The sequence below is a fragment of the Nocardia sp. NPDC058519 genome (assembly GCF_042719755.1).
Taxonomy (GTDB): domain Bacteria; phylum Actinomycetota; class Actinomycetes; order Mycobacteriales; family Mycobacteriaceae; genus Nocardia.
This window is the reverse complement of sequence record NZ_JBHXNK010000026.1, coordinates 1-24,554: the sequence shown is the minus strand read 5'-3', so window position 1 is coordinate 24,554 and position 24,554 is coordinate 1. Positions and strand designations below refer to the sequence as shown.

The 24,554-nt window shown below is 68.3% G+C and carries 19 protein-coding genes; 3 read left to right on the top strand and 16 right to left on the bottom strand.

Annotated elements, in window-relative coordinates; translation table 11 throughout:
- Positions 1–2 precede the first annotated feature (2 nt).
- The 7 genes from ACFWPK_RS25555 to ACFWPK_RS25525 all read right to left on the bottom strand — a co-directional run bounded on the left by ACFWPK_RS25555 (position 3) and on the right by ACFWPK_RS25525 (position 5,181).
- Entirely contained in the window at positions 3–311 is a 309-nt protein-coding gene (locus tag ACFWPK_RS25555; protein ID WP_378919830.1) for a type VII secretion target, read from the bottom strand.
- A 44-nt stretch (positions 312–355) separates the two neighbouring features.
- Positions 356–655 carry a YbaB/EbfC family nucleoid-associated protein gene (locus tag ACFWPK_RS25550; protein WP_378919828.1) on the bottom strand — a complete coding sequence of 100 codons (300 nt, stop codon included), beginning with the start codon at positions 653–655 and terminating at the stop codon, positions 356–358.
- 11 nt (positions 656–666) lie between these two features.
- Positions 667–990 carry a hypothetical protein gene (locus ACFWPK_RS25545; RefSeq protein WP_378919826.1) on the bottom strand — a complete coding sequence of 108 codons (324 nt, stop codon included), beginning with the start codon at positions 988–990 and terminating at the stop codon, positions 667–669.
- Positions 991–1,410: 420 nt separating this feature from the next.
- On the bottom strand, positions 1,411–2,409 hold the full coding sequence (locus ACFWPK_RS25540; protein ID WP_378919824.1) for an ABC transporter substrate-binding protein: 999 nt from the start codon (positions 2,407–2,409) through the stop codon (positions 1,411–1,413).
- 137 nt (positions 2,410–2,546) lie between these two features.
- Positions 2,547–3,215, bottom strand: coding sequence for an isochorismatase family protein (locus tag ACFWPK_RS25535; protein WP_378919822.1), 669 nt, complete (start codon positions 3,213–3,215; stop codon positions 2,547–2,549).
- Positions 3,216–3,249: 34 nt separating this feature from the next.
- Complete coding sequence (locus ACFWPK_RS25530; RefSeq protein ID WP_378919820.1) at positions 3,250–4,383, bottom strand: isochorismate synthase MenF; 1,134 nt, start codon at positions 4,381–4,383, stop codon at positions 3,250–3,252.
- Between the two features lie 9 nt (positions 4,384–4,392).
- Complete coding sequence (locus ACFWPK_RS25525) at positions 4,393–5,181, bottom strand: SDR family oxidoreductase (RefSeq protein ID WP_378919817.1); 789 nt, start codon at positions 5,179–5,181, stop codon at positions 4,393–4,395.
- An 87-nt stretch (positions 5,182–5,268) separates the two neighbouring features.
- Between ACFWPK_RS25525 and ACFWPK_RS25520 the strand changes: the two genes are divergently transcribed.
- A complete protein-coding gene (locus tag ACFWPK_RS25520; protein ID WP_378919958.1) occupies positions 5,269–6,924 on the top strand; it encodes a (2,3-dihydroxybenzoyl)adenylate synthase in 1,656 nt (551 codons plus the stop codon).
- Positions 6,925–6,976: 52 nt separating this feature from the next.
- Here the strand turns inward: ACFWPK_RS25520 and ACFWPK_RS25515 are convergent, their stop codons facing one another.
- The 8 genes from ACFWPK_RS25515 to ACFWPK_RS25480 form a co-directional block, all read right to left on the bottom strand.
- A complete protein-coding gene (locus ACFWPK_RS25515; RefSeq protein ID WP_378919816.1) occupies positions 6,977–7,192 on the bottom strand; it encodes a phosphopantetheine-binding protein in 216 nt (71 codons plus the stop codon).
- A gap of 3 nt (positions 7,193–7,195) precedes the next feature.
- Entirely contained in the window at positions 7,196–8,035 is an 840-nt protein-coding gene (locus tag ACFWPK_RS25510) for a siderophore-interacting protein (protein WP_378919814.1), read from the bottom strand.
- A complete protein-coding gene (gene entS / locus ACFWPK_RS25505) occupies positions 8,032–9,261 on the bottom strand; it encodes an enterobactin transporter EntS (protein WP_378919812.1) in 1,230 nt (409 codons plus the stop codon). Before entS ends, ACFWPK_RS25510 begins: the two co-directional genes overlap by 4 nt.
- A complete protein-coding gene (locus ACFWPK_RS25500) occupies positions 9,258–10,256 on the bottom strand; it encodes an ABC transporter substrate-binding protein (protein ID WP_378919810.1) in 999 nt (332 codons plus the stop codon). Before ACFWPK_RS25500 ends, entS begins: the two co-directional genes overlap by 4 nt.
- 56 nt (positions 10,257–10,312) lie before the next feature.
- On the bottom strand, positions 10,313–17,617 hold the full coding sequence (locus ACFWPK_RS25495; RefSeq protein ID WP_378919808.1) for an amino acid adenylation domain-containing protein: 7,305 nt from the start codon (positions 17,615–17,617) through the stop codon (positions 10,313–10,315).
- Between the two features lie 96 nt (positions 17,618–17,713).
- Positions 17,714–18,520 carry an ABC transporter ATP-binding protein gene (locus tag ACFWPK_RS25490; RefSeq protein WP_378919806.1) on the bottom strand — a complete coding sequence of 269 codons (807 nt, stop codon included), beginning with the start codon at positions 18,518–18,520 and terminating at the stop codon, positions 17,714–17,716.
- Between the two features lie 11 nt (positions 18,521–18,531).
- On the bottom strand, positions 18,532–19,587 hold the full coding sequence (locus ACFWPK_RS25485; RefSeq protein ID WP_378919804.1) for a FecCD family ABC transporter permease: 1,056 nt from the start codon (positions 19,585–19,587) through the stop codon (positions 18,532–18,534).
- On the bottom strand, positions 19,584–20,582 hold the full coding sequence (locus tag ACFWPK_RS25480) for an iron chelate uptake ABC transporter family permease subunit (RefSeq protein WP_378919802.1): 999 nt from the start codon (positions 20,580–20,582) through the stop codon (positions 19,584–19,586). The genes ACFWPK_RS25485 and ACFWPK_RS25480 overlap by 4 nt, the downstream gene beginning before the upstream one ends.
- A 151-nt stretch (positions 20,583–20,733) precedes the next feature.
- Here ACFWPK_RS25480 and ACFWPK_RS25475 point away from each other — a divergent pair, with 151 nt between their 5' ends.
- Positions 20,734–21,447 carry a hypothetical protein gene (locus tag ACFWPK_RS25475; RefSeq protein WP_378919800.1) on the top strand — a complete coding sequence of 238 codons (714 nt, stop codon included), beginning with the start codon at positions 20,734–20,736 and terminating at the stop codon, positions 21,445–21,447.
- Positions 21,448–21,558: 111 nt separating this feature from the next.
- On the opposite strand, the gene ACFWPK_RS25470 is transcribed toward ACFWPK_RS25475, so the two are convergent.
- Entirely contained in the window at positions 21,559–23,118 is a 1,560-nt protein-coding gene (locus ACFWPK_RS25470; RefSeq protein WP_378919799.1) for an MFS transporter, read from the bottom strand.
- Positions 23,119–23,216: 98 nt separating this feature from the next.
- On the opposite strand from ACFWPK_RS25470, the gene ACFWPK_RS25465 reads away from it, so the two are divergent.
- Positions 23,217–24,374: a DUF5925 domain-containing protein gene (locus ACFWPK_RS25465; RefSeq protein WP_378919956.1), complete on the top strand. Its 1,158-nt coding sequence runs from the start codon at positions 23,217–23,219 to the stop codon at positions 24,372–24,374.
- Positions 24,375–24,554: the final 180 nt, after the last annotated feature.

Here is a 24,554-nt window from a genome sequence, read left to right as displayed (position 1 = left end):
GCTCAGATCACCTGGCTCAGCGCGCCCGACGAGGACTGGTCGGTCGAGGTGTACAGACCGGCGGCTTGAAAAGCGGTCAGCGAGGTGCCCGCGTGGACTGCCGCGATCTCACCCAGGGTGGTCAGGTGATTGCCCGACGCGCTGGAGAACGCGGCGAGGAAGTCCTGGCCGATGAGACCGAAAACCGGTGCGACAGCGGCGACCAGCGCGCCCTGTTCGAAGGCGGATGCGGCGACCTTGGATGCCATGCCCGCGTGGGCGCTGCCGAATTCGGCGATGGTGGAGTGGTCGGCTTGCAGGCGATCGGCCATGAGATTCCCCGGATCTTGAAGAGATGGTTGTGTCGGTGTCGGCCTCAGCCGGCGATTTCCTCGTTGAAATCTCGGACCAACGCCGCTTGTTGCTCGAGCGCGCGGTCGGTGGCGGCCGCAGCGGCGGCGACGACAGCCGTCTCGAAATCCGTCGCGGTCATCAGTGAGATCTGTTCGGTCAGTGTGAGATTCACGAGCGAGCCGTTGCCGTCCATCTCGACCACCACGGCGCCGTCGGCGCGGGATTCGCGGATGCGGATCGCGGCGAGGCGCTCGGAGAGTTCTTGCATACGGTAGAACCTGCCGCGCACGCGATGCATGAGTTCGTCCATCGAGTCGACCATGGTCGCCCTCCTCAGTTGGGTCGGACCCAGATCTGCGGCTCAGCGCCGAACTGCTGGTCGTAGTCGAGTTCGGCGCGCGCGACGTCGTCGCGGGTGGGCAGGCCGGTCGCGGCGATGGCCGCGGCACTCATGCCCGCGGCTTCGAGCGCTTCCCTGCGGAGGAGGGCGCCGCGGGCGGCGGCCTGGCGACACAGCAGCACGATCTCCGCGGCCAAGTGCGCGGGATGCCGATTCAGCTCTTCCTGCCGGACGCGCAACCGCACCGGTTGGCCCTGCTCTGTGGTGCGGACGGCGATGTTGCCAGAGCCCGCGACCGCGACGAAAGTATCCCCCACTGCTTCCTCCCCAAAGATCTTGTTATGTATAGCATTTGGATCGTTGGGAAGGTAGTGTGAAACGGGGGCGGATCCGAATTGTTCCGAGATGCGTTACCTGCTATTCGGTTTAGGCGTCGGGGTGCGCTGACCATTGCCTGGGTCGGCCAGGAACCGCCGATCGCGCCGGAGCGGTCCCTGGCGGCGAACGTTCCATCACTGCTCTTCGCGACGAAGTACCGCGCGATCAGTTCGGTATCGAGATCGTCGCGCACTTCATCGATGCCACCGAATCCATTGTGCGAGCTCTTGATACCGAACGTGATCGGACGGTAGTCGTCGCCCTGCTGTCGCAGCACGACCGCGGTGACATCGATACCTCGCAGGATTGGGAAGCAACCCTATAGCTGTGATCACGCGGCCGCGGCGCGCCGACGGCAACTACTTGAAGCGCTCCGCCAACAGGTCGAGGACCGACATGGCGACCCGGTAGTCCGGACGCTTGCTTTCCGCGGGCAGCTCGTAGACCTGACCCTTCTGGAAGGCCGGGAGCATGGCGAGCGCTGGATCTGCCTTCAGCTGGGCGATATCGCGGCCGTTGTCGACCGTGATCACGAAGAGCACCGGAGCGTCGACGACGGTGCTCAGCAGTTCGGGGCTGAAGGTCACCCAGTCGCCCGCCGCGGGCCGGGGCGGGTTGCCTGCCTTCGCTTCGATCTTGTCGTCCACGGTGAAGCCGACGTCGGTGAGCAGCGCGCCGAGCGGGGTGTTGGGGACGAGCAGGATGGGTTTACCGTCCGATTGGGACTGCATCACGGCGGCCGCGCCCTGCGGCAGTTTCAGACCGGATTTCACCTTCGCGACCTTGTCGTTGTAGGTGGTGATCATGCTGTCCACCTTCTCGGGGCGGTTCACGATGTTCGCCACCGACTTCAACTGGTCCTGCCAGTTGGTGGCGTCGGATGCCACCAGTGCGGTGGGCGCGACGGCCGTGAGCTTGTCGTAGTTCTTGATCGTCTGCTGGCCCGGATAGCCCGGTCCGCCGCCGATGATCAGGTCCGGCCGCTGGGCGGCGATGAACTCCAGGTTCAGGTCGTCACCGGAGGGCACCGTCACCGTGCCCTGTTCCTTGGCGTCCGCGGCCCAGGCCGGGGGAAACTCGCCGGGCTTCAGCGTGATGCCGAGGATGCGCGGATCCGCCGCTTTCACGTTGGCGTCGAGGTCGAAGAGGTATCCGGCGAGAGCGCCGTTGAGGACCACGATGCGCTGCGGGTCGGCGGGCACCGTGACGGGGCCCTTGGCGGTTTCCACCTGGCGGGTGCCGGTGTCGGCCGCCTGGTCGGCGGTGGAGCTGCCGCAGCCTGCCGCCGTCGCGGCCGTCGCGACGATCAAGAGGGCGACGGCCGCACGCATGCGTGCCGTCATTCGGTGAACTGACATGAAAGGTGTTCCTGTTTCTCTCTGGGATTGCCGCCCAGCGGAATGCGGCGGCAGAAGGGCCCTGCCGTTCAGCGGAACGGCAGGGCCCTTCGTCGTGCACGGAAGAGGCGGTGCCACAGCCGTACTCGAAGTGGGGATCAGGCGGATCGGCGCTCGGTGGATTCCACCTTCGCGCTTTCGAGCTGACCGATCAGATTGTCGGTGCTGGTGACGGCGCCGCAGCGGCGGGCGACGTAGTTCAGCGCCATGATGTGTTCGTCGCGGCTGAAGTCCGCGGTGGCGTCGTGGACGAGGAACGGGCGGACATCGCCCATGAAAGCCTCTGCGGCACTGAGCATGCAGCCCATGTGGGTGTAGACGCCGGTGATGAGAAGCTGGTCGCGACCGTAGTAGCCGAGGAGTTCACGCAGATCGGTGCGCTGGAAGGCGGAGTAGCGCCACTTGGTGACCTGGATGTCCTGCGGGTCGGGAGCGATCGCGTTGATCACCTCGGTATCGGCGCCCTCGGCCATGCCGGTGCCCCAGAAATCGGCGAGGATGCCACGCCGCGACGGATGCTGGTCGCCGGGTTGCATGGTGTAGATGACCGGGATGTCGAGCTGGTGGCAGTGGTCGCGCAGCTTGGCGATATTGGCGATGAGGGTGCGGGCGGGATCGCGGTACAGGTCGTAGGCGTCGAGGAAGTACTGCTGCATATCGTGGATCAGCAGTGCGCTGCGGCCGGGTTCGGCGGTCCAGTCGACCTGATCGGCGGTGAACTCGTCCGCGGTCGGCATCGGATAGGGCGCGATCGGGGGGATGGGCATGGTGAGTCTCTCGTTGGCGTAGTGGTCGGCAGGGTCAGCCGACGGTGACGGGCAGGTCGGCGATACCGAGCGGCCCGAGGATGCGCTGGAATTTGCCGGTGGTCTCGGCCAATTCGGCGGCGGGGTCGGAGGCGGCGACGATCCCGCCGCCCGCGTGGGCGAGCAGGGTGGTGCCGTCGGCGGAGAGCTCGGCGCAGCGGATGCTCACCATCCATTCACCGTTGCCGTCGGCATCACACCAGCCCACCGCGCCCGCGTAGAAGCCGCGTTCGCCCTCTAGGTCGGCGATCACCCGGGCCGCCGCGGCGGCGGGTGTGCCGCAGATGGCGGGGGTGGGGTGCAGGGCTACCGCCAGCTCCAGTGCCGATGGCCCGGCGAGCGGGACGGTCGCGGTGATCGGCGTGCCCAAATGCCACATCGCCGGGGTGGCGGTGAGTTCCGGTGCGGGAGTGAGTACTTCGGCGCACCGGTCGCGCAACACGGCGGAGACCTGATCGGTCACGAAGCGGTGCTCGGCATGGTCCTTCGTGGAGGCGAGTAACGCGTCGGCCGCGGTTCGGTCGGCGCCGCTGTCGTCGAGAATGCGCCGGGCCGAGCCTGCCAGTGGGTGGCTGAGCACCTGACTTCCGGTGCGGCGGACCAGGATCTCGGGGCTGGAGCCGACGAGGTGACGGCCGGGATAGCGCCCGCCCGCGGCGGAGAGGTCGACCAGGAAGCCGTTGGACATCGGGTCCGATGCGACCATCAGGTCCAGGATGTCGAGTGCGCGAACCGGTTTCGGCGCGCGAGCGCGAACAGCGCGGGCCAGCACCACCTTCCGCAGGGGGTGCGCGGGATCGGCGAGCATTTCGACCGCGGTGGCGACGCGCTGGCGGTGTTCCTCCGGTGCGGGCAGCGCGGCGTCGAGTTCGAAGCGGGGGAGCGCCCGGGAACCGGGCTGGTGCGGCGCTTCGGTGATCGTCACCGAGTCCGGTGCCCACAGCGCGGTCGGTGCGCCGGGGGTGAAGGGTAGCGCCCCGACGATGTGGCTGATCCGGCCGCTGCGTAGCGCGGTGATCGCGTCGTGTGCCGAGCGGAAGACCGTCCCGCCCGCGGTGGCGGACACGGTCCGCTGCGGACGGGACAGCAGGAAGGCGGGGTCTGAACTGTCGGTACTGATGGTGATCATTCCTCTCGGTCACATGTCGAGCGTTGCGCCACCGTCGACCCGCAGGTCGTGCATGGTGATGTGGCGGGCGTCCTCGGACGCCAGGAAGTGGACTGCGCCCGCGATATCGGCGGGAGTGGCGATGCGCCGCAACGGGATTCCGAGGCGGTAGGCACTCGGATCGCCGTCGAGCAGGGCATTCTCGGCGGCGTCGTCGAGGACGGTGCCGCCGAACATGTCGCGCAGCATCGGGGTATCGGTGGAGCCCGGCGAGACCAGGTTGACCCGCACGCCCAGCGGCGCCACCTGCAGGGCCAGCGAGCGGGTGAACGAGGTGGCAGCGGCCTTGGCGGCGCCGTAGGCGGCCATCCCGACGCGCGGCGTCGCGGCCGCGTTCGAGGAGACGACCACGATCGCGCCGCGACCGGCGGACACCATGTCAGCGGCCGCGCGCTGGGCGACCAGCATCGTGCCGGTGGCATTGACGGTCAGACAGCGCGTCCAGTCCTGCGGATCGAGCTCGAGTGCGGAGCCGCCGACCATGAGCCCGGCCGCGTGCACGACGACATCGGGCGTTCCGTATTCGGTGGCGAGACGGTCGAACGCTGTCTGCACCGCGGCGCCATCACTGACGTCCAGCTCGACACCATGGGCGGAGCGCGCCGGGAGTTCGGCGGCGGTCTTGTGCACGGCGGGGTCGCGGTCCCACAGGGACAGCACCCTGGCCTCGCCGGCGAAACGGGCGGCGATCGCGGCCCCGATACCCCCGGCCGCGCCGGTGACGACGACGATCCGCCCACTGGAATCACCATTCAACATGAGGTTAGCCTAACCTGATTTCATCGTCGGATGGTTACCTTCGCGTACAAGACTCGGCGAGACCGACCGAAGACCCGCTGGAAAGAGGTGCTCGACTTGACCGAACCCGTACTCCCCGGCAACACCGCGTGGCCCGCTGACCTGGCACAACGATATCGAGAGCAGAACTGTTGGGCGGGTGAGACTTTCGGTGATGTGCTCGCCGCGCGCGTGCTCGCGGCGCCGGACCGGATCGCGGTTCTCGACGACGCGAACAGCTGGACCTACGCCGAACTCGACCACCGTTCGAGCTCGCTCGCCACCGGTTTGGACCGCCTCGGCATCGCGCCCGGCGACCGGGTCCTGGTGCAGCTGCCCAACCGCGCCGAATTCGTCGAGGTGATCTTCGCGCTGTTCAAGCTCGGCGCGCTGCCGGTGTTCTGCCTGCCCGCCCATCGCAAGGCCGAGCTGGTGCCGATCGCCACCGCCGCCGCGGCGACGGCGATGATCACCTGTGGCACGCACCAGCGCTTCGACTACGCGGCGCTGGCCGCGCAGGTGCGCGATGAGGTCGAGAGTCTGCGGCACCTGTTGCTGGTACTCGACGATGGGCAGTCGCTGCCCGACGATGCGCACGACATCGCCGAATACCGGGACACCCCAGCCGAACTGGCGGGTCCGTCGGCCGGTGATGTGGCGTTCCTGCAGTTGTCCGGCGGGAGTACGGGCATCCCGAAGCTCATCGCCCGCACCCACGACGACTACCTCTACAGCGTGCGCCGCAGTGCCGAGATCTGCGAACTCGACAGCGCCACGGTCTATCTCGCGACGCTGCCGGTCGCGCACAATTTCCCGATGAGTTCGCCGGGCATCCTCGGCGCGCTGTGGGCGGGTGGTGCGGTCGCGATGACACCGGATCCCACTCCGGCGACGGCCTTCCCGCTGATCGAGCGGTTCGGCGTCACCATCACGGGTCTGGTGCCCCCGCTGGCGCGGCTGTGGACCGAGCGCGCCGAGGCGGGCGCGACACCCGATCTGTCCAGTCTGCGCGTGCTCCAGGTAGGTGGGGCGCGGTGCCAGGACGAGCTGGCCCGCCGGATCGGTCCCGCGCTCGGCGTGACCTTGCAGCAGGTGTTCGGCATGGCCGAGGGTCTGGTGTGCTACACCCGGCTCGACGACCCGATCGACGTGGTGGTCAGCACCCAGGGCAGGCCGATGTCGGAGCACGACCAGCTCGCCGTCGTCGACGACAACGGTGTCGAGGTGGCGCCGGGTGCCACGGGCAACCTGATCACGCAGGGCCCGTACACGATTCGCGGCTACTACGACAACCCCGACGCCGACGCCCGCAGCTTCACCGCCGAGGGCTGGTACCGCACCGGCGACGTCGTGTCGGTGCGCCCCGACGGCAACCTCGTGGTCGCGGGCCGCGCGGGCGACTGGGTGAACCGGGGCGGTGAGAAGGTCTCGGCCGAAGAGCTCGAGGCACATCTGCTCGAACATCCCGCGGTCCGCGACGCCGTCATCGTCGGCACGCCGGATCCTGTGCTGGGTCAACGTATCTGCGCCTTCGTTCAGCCGGTCGACCCGGAACAGCGGCCCACCCTGATCTCGGTGCGCTCGTTCGTCCGGTCGCGTGGCGTGGCAGCGTGGAAGATGCCCGACGCGGTGGTGGTCGTCGACGAATTCCCGGCCACCGGCGTCGGCAAGACCAGCCGCAAGGATCTGCGACAGGCACTCGCCGACGGGTCGTACGGCAACTGACCGGACCGGGGGTGGCACGGATGCCGAGCCACCCCCGATCTCGATCATGCGATCAGGCCAGCAGTTCGATCCACGAGCCGAGCACGGGATCACCTGCGAGCGTGGGGAAGTCGATATCTGCATGACCGGCCGACCGCCATTTCTCCACGAGCGACATGATGCGGACCGAGTCGAGGCCCGCGTCCAGCAGGTCGGTATCGGCGGCCAGTTCGGATCGGTCGACGCCGAGTGCCGTGGCCACGTCGGTGATGACTTGTTCGTCGGTCATCGCTCATTCCTCTCGATCGAAGTCGGCGACGCCGCGCTTCCAGTAGCCGGCGATCAGCGAGTCCTTGGGGCCGATGCCGAGTTCGCCGCGCACCACCTTGCGGATGCCACGCAGGCAGCCTGCCTCGCCGGCGACCCAGGCGTAAACACGCTGTCCGGCAGGCACTTCGATCCCGCGCACCGCCTTCTCCAGTGCGTCGCCGGTGCCCGGTTCGAGGTCGCCGCGATGCAGCCAGCGCACCTCGACGCCCTCGGGCGCGTCGATCGCGATCTCTTCCTCGGGTCCGGTCACCTCGATGAACGCCCAGCCCTGCGCGGTCCGCGCCAGCCGTTCCAGCCAGCGCGCGATGGCGGGCAGTGCGGTGATGTCACCGACGAAGAGGAACCGGTCGTAGGACTCGGGGACAACGACGCCACCGGGAGGACCCGCGATGTGGATCTTGGTGCCCGGGATCGCCGCGCTCGCCCACTCCGAGGCCAAGCCGCCCGGGTGGATCGCGAAATCGATATCGAGTTCGTTGTCGGCGATGCTGTGGCGGCGCACCGTGTACTCGCGCGACACCGGGCGAGGATTGCCCCACTCGAGTGATTGACCGTCGCGCTCGGGCAGCCGCAGCACTCCGTCCTCGCACGGAAAGACCAGGCGCACATGCTCATCCGGCACGTAGCTGTGGAAGGACGCGATATCGGGCCCGCCGAAGGTGATGCGGAGCAGCCCGGCCCCGACCGCGACCGCGCGGATCACCTCCACTTCCTGTAAACCGATCGGATACGGGACCTTGGCACCGTGCTCGCCGGCGAGCACTTCGGCGATGCGCGCGGCATAGCCACTGCGATCTGTCACTTCTGTTCCTTTCCGTGCAGCGGCCCGGCGGCGAGCGCCACCACACCGGTGAGTGCCAGGACCCCGACGCCGTAGATCACGAGCGCGGAGCCCGGTGCGAAGAATTGGCCGACGAAACCGGCGACCATCGAGCCGATCGCGGTGCCGGTCACCGACTGCACCATGAGCAGTCCGGCCATCCGGCCGCGCAGTTCCTCCGGCGCCTGCTGCTGGAGCAGGGTGTAGCGCAAGACGATGTTCACCGCCCTGGCCAGGCCGAATCCGGCCAGCCCGAGGAAGACCAGCGCCGCGTGCGACCACAGTCCGGCCGCGATCACGCCCAGCGGCATGAGGGCCAGCGAGATCAGCAGCGCGAGTCCGTTGTAGCGGGTGCGACTCATCCAGCCGCTGGTGAGCGAGCCGACGACCGCGCCGGCGCCCGGCGCGGCATAGAGCAGGCCGAGTACGCCGGGGCCCGCGCCGAGTTCGACTTCGGCGAAGGCGGGCAGCAGCACCAGTGGGCCGCTGACCAGCATGGCGATCAAGCCGGTCAGCAGGATGATCCGAATAGTTTTGTGCTGCACCGCGAATCGAATGCCGATCGCCAGTTCGCGCACGGGGTTCTGCAGGTCGCGCGCCGGTGGCGGCGCGGGCCCGATCGCGGTGATCAGCCCGACCGTGGCGACGGTGGCGCCCGCGCACAGGAAGAACGCGACCGACACTCCCGCCTGCGCGACGAGCAGACCGGCGATCGCGGGCGTGATCATGGTGCCCAGGTCGGTGGTGAGGGCGGTCAGAGCACCTGCCGCCGCGATCTTCTCGCGCCCGACCAGCATCGGGACCAGCGCCATCAAGGCGGAGCCGCTGACTCCGCCCGCGAGTCCGTCGATGACCGCGGCCAGATAGATCACCGACAGCATCGGATCCGGCAGCACCGCGTTGATGCCGAGGATCAGGAACCCGAGACCCGCCGCGCTACGCGACCATTGGATCACGTTGCGCCGGTCGTAGCGGTCGGCGATCACCCCGCCGGCGAGGCTGCCGACGAAGAGTGCGGCCGCGGTGGTTGTCGCGATGCCGGCGACCTGCAGGGTCGAGCCGGTCAGTTGATAGACCTGCAACGGCAGGGCCACCATGAGCAACCCGAGTCCGAGCACCGACACCAGCCGCGCCGCGAACGCGCACCGGAACGGACGCGAGGTCCGTAGCGGGCTGATGTCGATGAGCAGGCCGCCGACCGCTGTCACTTGAAGCGTTCCACGAGCAGATCGAGCGTGGTCATGACCGTGCGGTAATCGGGACGCGAGCTGGTCGCGGGCAGCTCGAAGACGGTGTTGGCCTTGAACGAGGGCAGCGAAGCGTACATCGGGTCGGCCCGCAGCTCATCCAGGCTCCGGCCGCCGTTGAGCGGGATCATGAACAGCACCGGCGCGTCGACAGCGGTGTTCAGCAGCTCCGGGCTGAAGCTGATGAAGTCGGCGCTACCTTCGCGAGCGGGGTTGCCCGCCTTGCTCTCCAGCTGAAGGTCAAGGGTGAACCCGACCTCCGACAGCAGCGTGGGCAGTGCCGCGGTGGGCACGAACGCCGTCGGCTTCTGGCTCTTGAGCGACTGCATGATGACGGTGTTGCCCGCGGGCGCCTTGATGCTCGCCTTGGCCTTGGCCAGCTTGTCCTTGTAGTTGGTGACCAGCTGGTCGACCTTCGCCTGCTTGCCGACCACATCGGCGATCACCCGCAGCTGGTCCTGCCAGTAGGTGGTCTCGGTGGGCACCAGCACGGTCGGGGCGATCGCGCTGAGCTGGTCGTAGGCGTTCACCGACTGCTGTGCCGGGTAGCCCTGGCCGCCGCCGATGATCAGGTCGGGGCGCTGGGCCGCGATGAACTCCAGGTTGATGTTCTCACCGGTCGGCAGGGCCTTGGTGCCCTGCTTGGTGGCGTCGGCCGCCCAGCCGGTCGGGAACTCGCCCGGCTTGCTCGCGACGCCGAGCAGACGCGGGTCGGCGGCGACGACCGGAACCTCGAGGTCGTAGAGGTAGCCGGCCAGGGTGCCGTTGAGCACGACGATGCGCTGCGGGTCGGCGGGCACGGAGACGGTGCCCTTCGGGGTCTGGACCTCGCGGGGGCCGGACGGTGCGGCGGTGTCGCCCGAGGAGCTACTGCAGCCGGTGAGCGCCGCGATCAGCGCGAGAACCAGCAGAGCGAGGGTGGCGCGGAGCCTGCCCGATGATCGAGTGGTGAACATGGAAGGGGTTGTCCTCATCTTTCTTCTGGAACGGTGAAAAGCGGTGTGCTGCATGCTCAGCCGCTGATCACCGGGTCTGTGTCGAGAAGTGCCGCGACCTCGGCCCAGCCGGTGGGCGACACGATCTCGAAGTGGGAGTAGGGCAGTCGGCGCACCACGAGCCGGGCCTGTGCGGACTGCCAGCCCGCCAGTTGCGCCTCGGTGCGGCCGGGTGTGGTTGCGTTGTCGGCGGCGTAGAGCGCCATCGGGCCGTGGTATTCGGCCATGGTGGACGCGGTGACCATGCCGAGCAGGGTGGTCGCGGCGTCGCGTAGCTTCGTCGCCAGTTCTGGTGCGTCGTCCGGGATTTCGGGGAGCAGCTGGTCCAGATCGGCGGGGTCGGTGAGCGCGCGGGTGGCCTGTTCGGTGAGATCGGACAGGGCGAACGCGTCGACCAGGCCGGTGAAGGCGACCTGCTCGCCCGCTGCTGTCAGCGCGGCGGCCATGGTGTGGGCGATGGTGCCGCCGAGGGAGTAGCCGAGCAGGTGGTAGGGGCCGTGCGGCTGGATTCGGCGGATGGTTGACACATAGTGCGCGGCCAGGTCGCCGAGGGTCCCGGCGCGGAAGGTGTTGTCGCTCAGTGTCGGTAGCTGTAGGCCGATGATCGGGCGGTCGGCGCGCAGGAGCCCGGCGAGGGGGCCGAACTGCCAGGCGGTGCCGCCGACGGGGTGAATGCAGAACAGTGGTTCGCGCGAACCGGTGGTGCGGAGTTCGAGCACCGGGTCGAGCCGGGAACCCCAGGCATTGCCAGCCTTCGCGTCGTCCGTTCCAGCGCTGCGAGAGGCGTTGCCACTCTGGGTGATCCGATCGGCGAGCGCCCGTGGTGTCGGTGCCTCGAAGACATCGTCGAGGACGACCGGCAGACCGGCCCGCCGGAGCCTGCCCATCACGCGGACGGCGGTGAGGGAGTGGCCGCCCGCTTCGAAGAAGTCGGCGTCGGCATCGACGTCGGTGGTGGACAGCACGGCTGCCATCGCCGAACGAATGGTGCTGATCAGATCGTCGCCCGCCGGTTGGTGGGTGGACCGGGGTTCGGCCGAAGCCGGTTGCTCGTCGGCGTTCGTCGTGGCCACCGGCTGCACGTTCGCCTGGTTGTCGTACGTGGGGGTCGGGAGGGCTTTGCGGTCGATCTTCTCGCTGGTCGTGCGGGGGATGTGGTCGAGGACGACGAACGCGGCCGGGACCATGTACGCGGGCACCCGCGCTTGCAAGCCGGAACGAACTGCGGCGATGTCGATGTCGGTGTCCGCCTTGGCGACCAGGTAGGCCGCGAGACGCTGATCGCCGGGGGTGTCCTCGCGCAGGATCACCGCGGAGTGGGCGACGCCGGGGCAGGTGAGCAGGGCCGCTTCGATTTCGCCGAGTTCGATGCGCTGGCCGCGCAGCTTCACCTGGCTGTCGGCGCGGCCCACGTAGTCGAGCTCACCGTGCGGGCCCCAGCTCACGAGATCGCCGGTGCGGTACATCCGTTCGCCGTTGCCCAGCGGGTCGGCGACGAACGAACCAGCGGTCCGGGCCGGGCGCGCGAGATATCCGCGCGCCAATTGTGTTCCCGTGAGGTACAACTCGCCGACCACGCCGATCGGAACCGCGCGTAGGTCGGTGTCGAGTACGCGCACATCGGCACCCGAGGCAGGAATGCCGATCGGGACATTGCCATTGTCGGCGTCGGAGGTCTCGTGGTGGGTGATGCACACCGCGGCCTCGGTGGGCCCGTACAGATTGTGGACGCGGGCACCGGTGAGCGACCTGATCCGCGCCGCGGTCGACGGCGGAAGTGGTTCGCCTCCGGTGATCACGCAGCGCAGGGCGGTGCAGCTACCAAGGTCGGCTTCCTCGGCGAGCACGGTGAGCATCGACGACGTCAGCTGGATCATGCCGACCCGCTCCTCGGCGATCAGTTCACCGAGGTAGTGCGGGTCGCGGTCGAGTCGGCCCGAAACCGGCGCGGCGACAACGCGCGCGCCGACCAGCAGCGGCCAGAACAGCTCGAGCATGGAAGCGTCGAAAGTGGCCGCGGTGCGGTACAAGACGGTGTCACCGGCGCCGAGCCGGTGCCGTCGCTGCATCCACTCGAAGGTGTTGACGATGGCCTCGTGGGGGACGCTCACGCCCTTGGGTTCGCCGGTGGATCCCGAGGTGAACAGCAGGTACGCGGCATTGCGGGGGAGCAGTGGTGCGAGCCGGTCGAGGTCGGTGACCGCGGTATCGGCGAAACCGGACAGATCCAGTGCTTCGACCTGCGCCACGGGTGCGCGCTCGGTCTCGAAGTTGTCGGCCGCGGTGGTGAGAACCAGCGCCGCGGCTGATGTTGCGAGAATCCGGTCCGCTCGCTGCGCGGGACTGTGCGGGTCCAACGGCAGATAGACCCCGCCTGCCCGGCACACCGCGTGCGCCGCGACAATCGACTCGATCCCGCGCGTCATCGCAATCGCGACAACAGTTTCGGACTGCACGCCCTGACTGATGAGCCACCGCGCGAGCCGATGGACCCGGCGGTCGAATTCACCGAACGAGATCGTCATGCCCTGCGCGGTGACAGCAGGCGCGTCGGCGGAGATCGTCGCAGTCGCCGACCAGTCGGCGAGGGTGCTGCCGTGGGTTTCCGATGGCATCGCCGCAGCGATGGTTTCGCCTACGGAGCCGTCGAGATCGGTAGCCAGCGTGGACAATACGGCCGCGAGACGATCGCTCAGTCGAGTGGCGGTCGGCCCCGGCACCGCGGTTGCGTCATGGTGCAGCATCAGCGCGAATTCGGCCCCTGGCAGTGCGGTCAGGGTGACCGGGAAGTCCGTCAGCCCGTCCACGTCGACGTCGACCACCTGAACCCCACCCGGATCCGGCTGTAACAGCCCGGCTTTCGGGAAGTTCTGGAACACGACCAGCGAATCGAACAACCGGCCGATCCCTACCGCGCGCTCGATCGTGGCCAGGCCGAGGTACCCCCGAGCCTGCCCGTCGAACGACGACTGCTGTAGCTCGCCGAACTGCTCGGCCACCGCCCTGTCCGTCGCCAGCGCGACCCGGACCGGCACGGTATTGCTGAACAACCCGACCATCCCGCCGACACCGGCGAGATCGGCGGGCCGTCCCGAGACAACGGTCCCGAACACCACATCGGTCCGCCCGAAGTGATCCGCCAGCACCATCGCCCAGGCACCTTGCAGAACGGTGTTCATGGTCAGACCGTGTCGCCTGGCGTTGTCCGCCAGCGTTGTCGCCACCTCGGCGGTGAGCGGAACCCGCAGTCCGACCGGACGCTGTCGCGTGAGGGCCGGGTCTGTCGTTTCGGTGCCGATCGATGCGAGCGCGGCCGGAGCGCTCGCGGATGAAGGTCCGGCGGCGAGCAGGGTCGGCACGCGTAGCCCGGTGAGGTTCTCGGTCCACCAGTGCAAGGTGGCGGTGGTGTCGCGGGTGGCGAGCCAGGCCAGGTAGTCGCCGAAGTACGCGGGAGCCGACAGGGTTTCGCCGGTGTAGATGGCGAGGGTTTCACGGACCATGGTCGGGACCGACCAGCCGTCGGCGAGGAGATGGTGGGCGATCAGGACCAGCCAGTGGGAGGTGTCGGTGAGGCGGATCAGGAGGCCACGGATCAGTGGGGGCTGATCGATATCGAACGGTTCGGCACCGGCCCGCAGCACCGAAAGCCGTGCTTGCGCTTCAGGATCGGAGTCCGCGCGGAGATCTTCGACCTGCCACGAGACCCCCGGTGTCCGGGGCACGATCTGTACCGGCTGGTCGAACCGTTCGAAGCTGAACGCGGCGCCGAGGTTCGGATGCCGTCGCAACATGCTCGCGAACGCCGCACCCATCCGCTCCGGATCGATGACGCCGTCGAGGGTGAACCTGGCCGACATCGTGTACACGTCTTCGGCACCGTCGCGCAGGGCGTGGAACAGCAGTCCCTCCTGCAACGGCGACAGCGGCAGCACATCGGCGACCGGGCCGTAGGTAGCGGCGAACTCGTCGAGGTCACTCTGCGAGAGTTCGGCGACCAAGTGACCTGCCGCAGGCATCGGCGATCCGGGTTCGGCTACTCGGGACAGCTCCGGCGAGCCTGCGCGGTGTGCGGTGTCGCTGGAGATCGCGCCGGTTGCCGCAGCGGATGTCGATCCGAGATCAGCGGTGGGGGAAGTCTGCTGGGGGTCCGCGTCCTCGGCCAGCGCGGCGAGGCTGCGACGGGTCAGCAATTGCTGCGGGGCCAGGTCGAAGCCCTGCGTGCGCAGTGTGCTGCTGACGGTGATGGCGGTGATGCTGTCACCGCCGACGGCGAAGAAGTCGTCGTCCATGCTGACGGTGTCGAGGCCGAGGGTGGCCGAGATCGCCTTGTGGACAGCATGTTCGGCAGCGGTGGCCGGTGCGCGTCCGGTCTCGTCGGTCGCGGGGTCCGGTAGCGCGGTGCGGTCGAGTTTGCCGTTGACCGTGGTCGGCAGGGCGTCGAGGACGACCAGGCGTGCGGGCACCATGTGCTCGGGCACCAGGTCGGCCAGGCGGGTGCGCGCGGCGGAGGTATCGAGGTTGTCGGTCGCGGCGACGGCGTAGCCGATCAGCGTGGGACGTCCGGCGATCTCGCGGATATCGGCTGCCGCCGTGCGGATCTCGGGTAGACCCTCGAGCGCCGCCGCCACATCGCCCAGTTCGACGCGATGCCCGCGGATCTTCACCTGATTGTCGACCCGGCCCAGGTATTCGTAGCCGAGTCCGGGAACCCAGCGCGCCCGGTCGCCGGTGCGATACATCCGCGCCCCCGGCGGGCCGTACGGATCGGCGACGAAAGACTGTGCGGTGGTGGCGAACCGGCCGAGATACCCCCGCGCGATCTGCGGACCGGCGAGATACAGCTCGCCCACCTGTCCGTCGGCGACGATCTGCAACCCGTTGTCCAGCAGATGAACCCGCGAGCCGGGCAGCGGCATCCCGATCCGGGGGCCTGCTTCGTCGATCGGCGCGCCGATGACATCCACCGTCGCCTCGGTCGGCCCGTACAGATTCACCGCCGCGAACCCGCCACGAACGATCGCACCCCACAGCTCCGCTGAGCAGGCATCACCGCCGATGGCCAGCATCAGCGGCGGGTGCGCTGCGGCACCGGAGTTATCGGATGCGGTCAAGCCGTGTTCGAGCAGGGCTGCGATCAGTGACGGGGTGCCGTCGACGACGTCGACACCGTCGCGCGCGAACGCTACGACCAGGGCGGCGGGGTCACGCCGGGTATCGCTGTCGTACACGTGGATTCGATGTCCGGCAGTCATCCACAGCAGTGGATCGAGCGAGGCGTCGAAAGCGAAGGAGGTGGTGTGCGCGATGGTCAGCTGACGGTCGCCCGCACGGCTCGCCGCGTCGCCGTAGATCCCGCGACGGTGCGCGGCGACGAGCGCGGCCAGGGAGCCGTGCTGTACGACAACGCCTTTCGGCTGCCCGGTCGAACCGGAGGTGTAGATGACGTACGCCGCGTGCTCGGGTCGCAACGCGAAATCGAAATCGGCGTCGGTGTAGTCGTCGAGCCGAGCGCGGAAGTCCGCGTCATCTATGGCGACGGCATCGTCTCCGAGTTGGGCTGCCAACTCGCCCGCGCTGAGCACCACTACAGGTGCCGCGTCCGCGATCGTCGCCCGCAGCCGTGCGACCGGATGTTCGGGATCGAGGGGCAGGTAGGCGCCACCGGCCCGCCAGACGGCAAGCAGTGCTACGACGAACTCCACATCGCGGGGGAGTGCGAGACCGACGATCGCATCCGGCCCGACCCCGGCATCACGTAGGAATCCAGCGAGGTTGTCGACCCGAAGTCGTAGGTCGGCGCCGGTGTACGCGGCCTGAGCCGAACTCAGAACCACCGCGTCGGGGCGTTGGGCGAATACCTGCGCGAAGAGATCGGGCACCAGCACGACTGGCTGCTGCTGGGCGACATCCGGCCGAGCCGCTTGCGGCAGACCAGTACCCAGCGGGAATTCGCCGGTCGCCGGTGTCGACCGCTCGTGCAGAAGTCGCGTGCGCTCGTCCGGATCGAGCAGTTCGAGCGCACCCACCGCGGTCTTGTCCGAACCCGTGAACGCCTCGATCACCCGGATCAACCCCGCGACTCGCCCGCGCACCGTGTCGGCGTCGTTGTTCCGCGCGTCGGATTCGAAGCCGAGCAGCACAGTGCCGTCGGGCAGCGGGGTGACGGTCAGCCCGAGGTCCTCCGGGGGCCCGCCTGCCACATTGCGCAGGACACCACGCGCACCGTCGAAGTCGAGGGTGAAGTCGAAAACCTTGAGGTTGATGCCGATTCCGTGCAGGAGTTCGCCCGCGCCGTGGCCGTGGAAGTCGCGGGCGAGGTCGTCGCCGCTGTAGCGCTGGTGCTTGCGGACCTCGCGCAGAGTGTCGGCGATGCGGGGCCCCAGCTCGCCGAGCCGGTCGCCGGAGCGCACCGCGACCCGCAGGGGAAGCACGTTCACCGCCATGGCGGGGGTGCGCAGAGCGGCGCGGCCGACCCGGCCCATCAGCAGCATCGAGACCACCACGTCGCCGGTGCCGAGCAGGCGATGCAGGAACGCGGCATAGCAGGCGACGAGCGCGTCGGCCCAGGTGATGCCGTGTCGGTCGGCGCTGTCACGCAGTGCCGCGAGTAGTTCGGTGGAGACGACCGCTTCGGCGCGGATCGTCCGTTCCACCGCGCCGCCCAGGTGGCGGCCGCGACCGTCGAGGTCCGGCCACGGGGTGAGCTGGTCACGCCAGTAACCGCGATCGGCCTCGAACTCGGGTCCCGCTCGATAGGCCTGCTCCTCGGCGACCAGTTCGGCGATGGTGCCGAAAGTCTGTTTCGGCGAAGGTGTTCCGCGCCGGAGTGAGGTGTAGTGCGCGGCCACCCGGCGCGAGAGCAGCGCCGCGCTGTAACCGTCGACGATGAGGTGGTGGTAGAGCTGCACGCACCAGACCACGCAGTCGGAGATCCGGATCAGCGTGTAGTTGTACAGCTGCCGCTCGACCATGCCGCGACACCGTTGCGCGGCCTGCGCGCGCTCCAGCGCGACAGCCTCGTAGGCCAGCGCCATCGGCTCCGCCGCCGCACGCAGATCGACGGTCGGCCGCAGCACCGCCTCGGTATCGCTGACGAATTGCCTCGGCCCGTCGGCGGTTTCGACGAAGCGCAGCCGCATGTTCTCGGCCTCGGCGACGGTGCGACCGATCGCCTCGCTCAGCAGATCGACATCGATCGGCGCGTCACCGGTGATCTCCAGGACCTCGCCGACGAGATAGCGCCCGGACTCGGGGTCGAAGCGCTGGGCGTTCCAGATGCCGAGCTGTGGTCCGGTCAGTGGCAACTCGAGACCATCAGCCACGGCGATTCCCCTCCTCGTCACGTTCACAAATAGTTAGGTTAGCCTAACTTAACAAATTCGGAAACACCTACGTCTGCCGATGACATCGCCGCAGGTCTAGCCCACCTTGGCGGCGTCCTCGGCCAGCGGAATCACCAGTGGCGTACCGGTTTCCGGGTCATCGACGATCCGGCACCGCAGCGAGAAGACCTCGTCGACGAGCTCGGCGGTCACGATGTCGGCGGGAGCTCCTGTCGCGACGACCCGTCCGTCGCGCATGGCGATGAGGTGATCGGCGTAGCGGAAGGCGTGATTGAGGTCGTGCAGCACGGCAACGACGGTCCGCCCCGATTCCCGGTTCAGCGACCGGCACAGGTCGAGAAGCTGGATCTGGTAGGCGATGTCGAGGTAGGTCGTCGGCTCGTCGAGCAGGATCAGCGGAGTGTCCTGGGCGAGCACCATCGCGATCCACACCCGCTGGCGCTGACCGCCCGACAGCTCGTCGACCATCCGCGCCGACAACTCGGAGACACCGGTCGCCGTCATCGCCGACGCGACGGCCTCCTCGTCGGCCTTCGACCACTGCCGCAGGAGCGTCTGATGCGGATAGCGGCCGCGCGCCACGAGATCGGCGACCCGGATGCCGTCCGGGGCGGTCGAGGTCTGCGGCAGCAGGCCGATCTGCCTGGCCACCTGCTTGGCCGGATAGGAATTGATCGGCTTGCCGTCGAGCAGCACGGTCCCCGACTCGGGGGCGAGCAGCCGGGCCAGCGCGCGCAGCAACGTGGACTTGCCGCACGCGTTGGGGCCGATGATCACCGTGAACTTGCCGTCGGGGATGTCCACCGACAGCTGGTCGCTGATCGTGGTGCTCTTGTAGCCGAGGCGGACCCGGTCGGCGCGCAGTCGTGAAGTGTCGTTCATCTTTTCGCTTTCTAGTTCCGTCGCGCCTCGGCGACCAGCAGATACGCCAGGTACAGACCACCGATCGAGACGGTGACGAGGCCGACCGGCACGGTGGTCGGCGCGAACGCGTGCTGGGCGATCCAATCGCAGGTGATCATCAACATCGCGCCCATCGCCGCCGAGGGCGCGAGCGCGATCGACGGCGTCCGGGCCAGCCTGCGCGCCAGGTGCGGTGCGGCCAGCGCGACGAACGCGATCGGGCCAGCCACCGCCGTCGCCACCGCGGTGAACGCGACACTGAGCACGATCAGCCACAGCGTCGCCCGGCTGACATCGAGACCGAACGCGCGGGCGGTGTCGTCACCGAGTTCGAGGATCTGCAAGCGAGGGGCCGCGGGGATGAGCGCGATCGCCAGCACGGCCAGGATCACCATCGCGGGACCGACCTGCGGCCACGAGAGTCCGTTGAGCGTGCCCGCGCCCCAGGCCGCCGCCGACATCGCCGCGTCCAGATCGGCGCGCAGGATCAGCCAGGTGTTGACCGAGACCAGCATGGAGCTGACGCCGATACCGACGATGATCAGCCGGAACCCGGTCACGTTGTGCCGGAAGGCGAGTAGATGGATGACCAGCGCGGCGCCGAGGCCGCCGATCACCGCACCCGTCGCGGTCTGGAGGTGCCCACCGCCGAGGGTCAGGATGGCGATCAGCGCGCCGGTGTAGGCGCCGGTGTTGAACCCGACGATGTCCGGGCTGCCCAGCGGATTCCTGGTCACCGACTGGAGGATGGCGCCGCTCACGCCCAAGGCCGCGCCGAGGATCAGGGCGAGCAGGATGCGTGGCAGCCGCCAGTCCCACACCACCAGCCGGTCGAACCGTTCGTCACCGATCACCAGCGCGCGCAGCACCCGCAGCGGCGGGATCAGGTAGTCGCCGCTGCCGAGCGCGAGAACGGCTGTCACCACCGAGATCGTGAGCAGGACAGCGCATACCACGAGGGTGCGCGCGCCGATGCGGGCCGAGATTCGTGATCCGCGCGGCCGGATCACCAGCATCGCGCGGCCGAAATCGATCGTCGAACTCATGCGGCGGCACCTACCCTTGCGCGACGGGCCAGCCAGATCAGCACCGGCGCACCGAGGAACGCGGTGACCAGGCCGGCGGGGACTTCATCGGGACGAATAGCGATGCGGCCCACGATGTCTGCCGACAGCACCAGGATCGGTGCCAACACCAGCGAATAGGCGAAGATCCAGCGCTGATCGGGCCCGACCATCCACCGGGCCACATGCGGGACCGCCAGGCCGACGAAGGCGATCGGGCCGACCGCGGCGGTCGCGGTGCCGCACAGCAGCACCACCGCGAGCGCGGTGAACAGGCGCGTGCGCCCCACGTGCACACCCAGCGAGTGCGCCAGATCGTCGCCGAGCGCGACCGCGTTGAGCGAGCGCGCGCACAGCGCCGCGATGATCAAGCCCGCCGCGATGAACGGGGTCGCGCCGATGAGGATCTCGAACCCGCGTCCGGTGAGACCGCCGGAATCCCACTGGCGCATCTCGTCGAAAGCCTTGGGGTGCATCAGGATCAAGCCCCTGGTCAGGCCGCCGAGCACCGCAGTGGCGGCGACGCCTGCCAGCGTCAGCCGCACCGGATCGGTGCCGGATCGTCCGGCGGTCCCCACCCGGTAGACGACAACCGACACCAGGGCGGCGCCGAGAAACCCGAACCAGACGTAAGAAGTGATCTCACTCACACCGAACAGCGCGACGGCGATGGTGATCGCGAAGGCCGCGCCCGCGTTGACGCCGAGCAGACCGGGGTCGGCCAGTGGATTACGGGTCAGGCCCTGCATCAGGCAGCCCGCTACACCGAGCGCGAGCCCGACCAGCAGTCCGAGCAGGGTGCGCGGCACCCGGTACTCGGTGATCGTGACGTGATCAGGGGTGGTACTCACGCCGAAGAGCGCCTGCCAGACATCGCCGATCGCAATAGCTTTCGTGCCGATCAACAGGCTGAGCGCACAGGCTGCGACCAGCACGAAAACGGCAAGAAGCCACCCGCACCAACGCGGATTTCTCATCAGGGGTTCTCTCTCACGGCGAACTCGGTCATCTTGGAGGTTAGCCTAAGCAAGGTCTTGATAGGTGAGGCTTACCTCGCTATGGTCCATCTCGTTCGGATCGCAGTTTGTGCGCCGCGCATCATGATGAGGAACACGAAAGGTTCACCCCGTGAAAATCACCAAGTTCGCTCTGCTGGCATCGACCGTCAGCGTTGCCCTCGGCATCGCTGCCGGAACCAGCCACGCAGCACCCGCCGCGGATGAGCCGATCAACTACACCTCGACCACGACCGAGACCTCGACGATCATCGGCACCGACGCGGGCTCGATGGTGGTCGAGGACGGCGTGTTCAAGATCAAGGCCGCCAATGGCACCACCGTCGCGGGTACCGAATTGGCCTTCCGGGTAGACGAATTCGTGTTCCCGATCGCCGCCGAAATCTCGGGTCGCACGGCGACGCTGACCCCGCAGTTCGACCTGGCGCACGCCAGCTACAAGCCGGTCGCGCTGCCCTACGAGAACGTGGCGCCGTGGAAGAGCGAGTACGACCGTGAGCAGGCCGCCTGGAGCCGCATGACCGGCACCATCTCCCTCGGCGCCAGCATCGCCACCCTGGTCGGCGGCCTCGGCGGCGGCGCGATCGGTTGTGTGCTCGGCGGCATCGCGGGCGCCACCATCGCCTCGGCCACCATCGTCGGCATGTTCGGCCCGTTCATCCCGGCCGCGGCCGTCGGCTGCATCGCCGGCATCATGGCCATCGGCGCGCTCGGCACCCTCGCGGGCCAGATCTTCATCACCGCTCCCGTCGCCATCATGGCCGCGGTGCAGTACTTCACCACCATCAACTCCCCGATGCCGAACAACCCGGCCCCGGCCAAGTAAGCGAACGCACCTCGGCCGAATCGGCCGAATCAGAACCTCGCGGAGGGGACAACTCAGCGAGAAGCGATCCCGCCCGAATCAGCATCGGGCGGGATTCGCTGTATCCGAACGTCAGTCGGTTGCCTTCTCGTTCGGTGCGGGGATATGGCGCAACAGGGTCATGACCAGCACGGCGGCGACAGCGGTCAGCCCGATGCCGACCACCGAATTCACCTGCAGCGCATGGGTGTAGGCCTCGCGGGCGATCGTGGTCAGCTCGGCGCCGAAGGGCTCGGGCAGTGCTGACGCGACGTACAGGGCGCCCGCGAGCGTGTCCTGCGCGGTGTGCGTGATCTCCGGTGGGAGTCCGGCGGGCAGTTGCTCTGCCATCTGCCCGCGGTAGACGGCTGTGCCGATGCTGCCGATCACCGCGACGCCGAGTGCGGCCGAGAGTTCCTGACCCGTTTCGGAGATGGCGGAGGCGGCACCGGCGCGTTCCGGGTCCACCGCGCCGACGATCAGGTCGAGGCCGAGCACGAACATCGGGCTCAGGCCGAGCGAGAACACCACCATGCCGGTGACGATCAACGCGAGGTCATCGCTGCCCGAGAGCTGGGTGAAGATCGCGTAACCGGCCATCGCGATCACCAGGCCGCCCGCCATCAGGTACGCGGGCCGGATCCTGGGTGCGAGCGCGCTCACCACGCCCGCCGCCACGACCATCGCCGCAGCCTGCGGCACGGTCCACAACCCGGCCTCGAACGCCGAGAGGCCGAGCACCAGTTGCAGATACTGCGAGAGCAACAGGAACAGCCCGCCCATCGCCAGCATGGCGACCATCAACGCGACGAGCGATCCGCTGAAGCGGACATTGCCGAACAGGTGCAGGTCGATCAGCGGATTGGTCAGGCGCTGCTGGCGCAGCACGAACACCGCGCCGAGGACGAGACCGGCCACCAGGACGCCGACGGCCTCGATCGACCAGCCGTCCTTGGCCAGCTCCTTGATGCCGTAGATGACAGCCATCACCGACAGCAGCGACAGGACCGCGCTGAGAATGTCGAGCTTGCCCGGGTTCGGGTCCTTGTATTCGGGCAGCAAGAACGGGCCGCTGCCCAGCAGCAGCACCATCGCGGGCACCGCGACCAGGAACACCGAACCCCACCAGAAGTTCTCCAGCATCGCGCCACCGACCAGCGGTCCGATCACCATGCCGACCATGAAACTGGTCATCCACACGCTGATCGCGGCGGTGCGCTGGCGGTCGTCGTGGAACATGTTGCGGATCAGCGCCAGTGTGGACGGCATCAGGGTCGCGCCCGCGATACCGAGCAGCGCGCGGGTGCCGATCAGCATGTTGGCGCTGGTCGAGTACGCCGCGATCACCGAGGCGACGCCGAAGGCCAGCGCGCCGATCATCAGGAGTTTGCGGCGGCCGATGCGGTCGCCGAGCGTGCCCATGGTGATGAGGAAACCGGCGACCAGGAAGCCGTAGATGTCGAGGATCCACAGCAGTTGTGAGCTGCTCGGCTCTAGTGCTTCGCTGATGCTGGGGATCGCCAGGTAGAGCACGCTCAGGTCCATCGAGATGAGCAGCGTCGGCAGGGCGAGGACGGCCAGCCCGATCCACTCCTTGATCCCTGCCCTCGTGGTGGCTTCCGGCGGGGGCTGATCGTGCTGAGTGGAGGTCACCCTACGACCGTACCGACGGATTCACCTCCGGTGCCAGTGAGTTTTTGCGGCGGTTGGCGCCGTAAGTCATTGGACATTTCCGGCAGACGGCCACGATGATGGGCTCGGTGTCCACACGTAATGAACAGCTCAGGCTCGTCGATTCGCCGCGTCAGCCGCAGGATCCGGGCGAGCCGTTTCCGTGGTCGGCGACCATCGACTCCACCTATTCGACCCGCGACGCGATCGACGCACTGGCCCTCGCCCCCTTCCTTCGCGGCGATCAGCCGTTCGCCCGCCAGGCCCACCTCGACCGGGTGCGCCCCGATGCGGCGCTACGGCCTGCCGACTCGCGGATCGTGCGCGCGGTCGCCGACGACGACAGCAGTGCGTTGCTCGCGGCCGGTGACGGCTGGGCGCTGCGGGCCGTGCGATGGGCGAGTGGTTCGGCCACGATCGAAGTGACCGCGGTGAGCGACGAACTCGCCGTCGAGGTATTGGCGCAGGCCACCGAGGGTGCGTTGCTGTCACGTGACAGTGAGGCCACGGTCGAGATGGGCTTCTGGCACATGGACGTTCGCCGCCCCGCGCGCAGACGGCGCCAGATCGCGGCGCCCGCGTGGGCGGAGATTCGTGGCAACTACACCGGCTCGGTGGCCGCGGGCATGGAGCGATTGATGGGGCTCGGTGTCACCGATATCAAGGGGCGGCTGGTGCTGCTGCACGGCGAGCCCGGCACCGGCAAGACCACCGCGCTGCGTGCGCTCGCGCGGTCGTGGGCGCCATGGTGTGAGGTCGACTGTGTCGTCGATCCGGAAGAACTGTTCAGCAATCCCGGTTATCTGATGGAAGTCGCGGCGGGTGCCGACGGCGACGACGAAGACGGCCGGTGGCGGCTGCTCGTGCTGGAGGATTGCGATGAACTGATCCGCGGTGAGGCGAAAGAAGCGGCGGGACAGAAGCTTTCGCGCCTGCTCAATCTCACCGACGGCATGCTCGGCCAGGGGCGCAATGTGTTGATCGCGATCACCACCAATGAGGACCTCTCCCGGCTGCACCCTGCTGTCGTCCGGCCGGGTCGGTGCCTGGCTCAACTCGAGGTCGGTCGGTTGTCGGGGGCGGAGGCCCGCGAGTGGCTGGCACGGCAGGACTGCGTCGCCGACGAGTCGGGCTTTCCTGACGGGGCGACCCTTGCCGAACTCGTCGCCCATCGTGACGGCGGGATCCAGATCCAGTCGACTATCGACCACTCGGCGGATGTCGGCATGTACCTGTGATGGTCGGTGGTGTCGTGCTTGAGCCGGGGTGTTCGGTAGTTCTGGGAGGGGAAGGGATGACCTGGGTTCGGTAGTCCCAGGCAGGTTTGACGCTGTGTTTATTGGCGCGCTGGCGCGCGCGTGTCCGCGGCCCCAAGGGGCCGCCGGTTAGGCGCCGCGGAATCGCTCCTTCGTCGCATC

Coding starts and splice junctions, on each gene's coding strand:
- ACFWPK_RS25525 (WP_378919817.1), bottom strand. CDS start 5,181: ATGTTGAATGGTGATTCCAGTGGGCGGATCGTCGTCGTCACCGGCGCG.
- ACFWPK_RS25465 (WP_378919956.1), top strand. CDS start 23,217: ATGGGCTCGGTGTCCACACGTAATGAACAGCTCAGGCTCGTCGATTCG.
- ACFWPK_RS25535 (WP_378919822.1), bottom strand. CDS start 3,215: ATGCCCATCCCCCCGATCGCGCCCTATCCGATGCCGACCGCGGACGAG.
- ACFWPK_RS25530 (WP_378919820.1), bottom strand. CDS start 4,383: ATGATCACCATCAGTACCGACAGTTCAGACCCCGCCTTCCTGCTGTCC.
- ACFWPK_RS25555 (WP_378919830.1), bottom strand. CDS start 311: ATGGCCGATCGCCTGCAAGCCGACCACTCCACCATCGCCGAATTCGGC.
- ACFWPK_RS25515 (WP_378919816.1), bottom strand. CDS start 7,192: ATGACCGACGAACAAGTCATCACCGACGTGGCCACGGCACTCGGCGTC.
- ACFWPK_RS25485 (WP_378919804.1), bottom strand. CDS start 19,587: ATGAGTTCGACGATCGATTTCGGCCGCGCGATGCTGGTGATCCGGCCG.
- ACFWPK_RS25480 (WP_378919802.1), bottom strand. CDS start 20,582: ATGAGAAATCCGCGTTGGTGCGGGTGGCTTCTTGCCGTTTTCGTGCTG.
- ACFWPK_RS25500 (WP_378919810.1), bottom strand. CDS start 10,256: ATGTTCACCACTCGATCATCGGGCAGGCTCCGCGCCACCCTCGCTCTG.
- ACFWPK_RS25550 (WP_378919828.1), bottom strand. CDS start 655: ATGGTCGACTCGATGGACGAACTCATGCATCGCGTGCGCGGCAGGTTC.
- ACFWPK_RS25490 (WP_378919806.1), bottom strand. CDS start 18,520: ATGAACGACACTTCACGACTGCGCGCCGACCGGGTCCGCCTCGGCTAC.
- ACFWPK_RS25540 (WP_378919824.1), bottom strand. CDS start 2,409: ATGTCAGTTCACCGAATGACGGCACGCATGCGTGCGGCCGTCGCCCTC.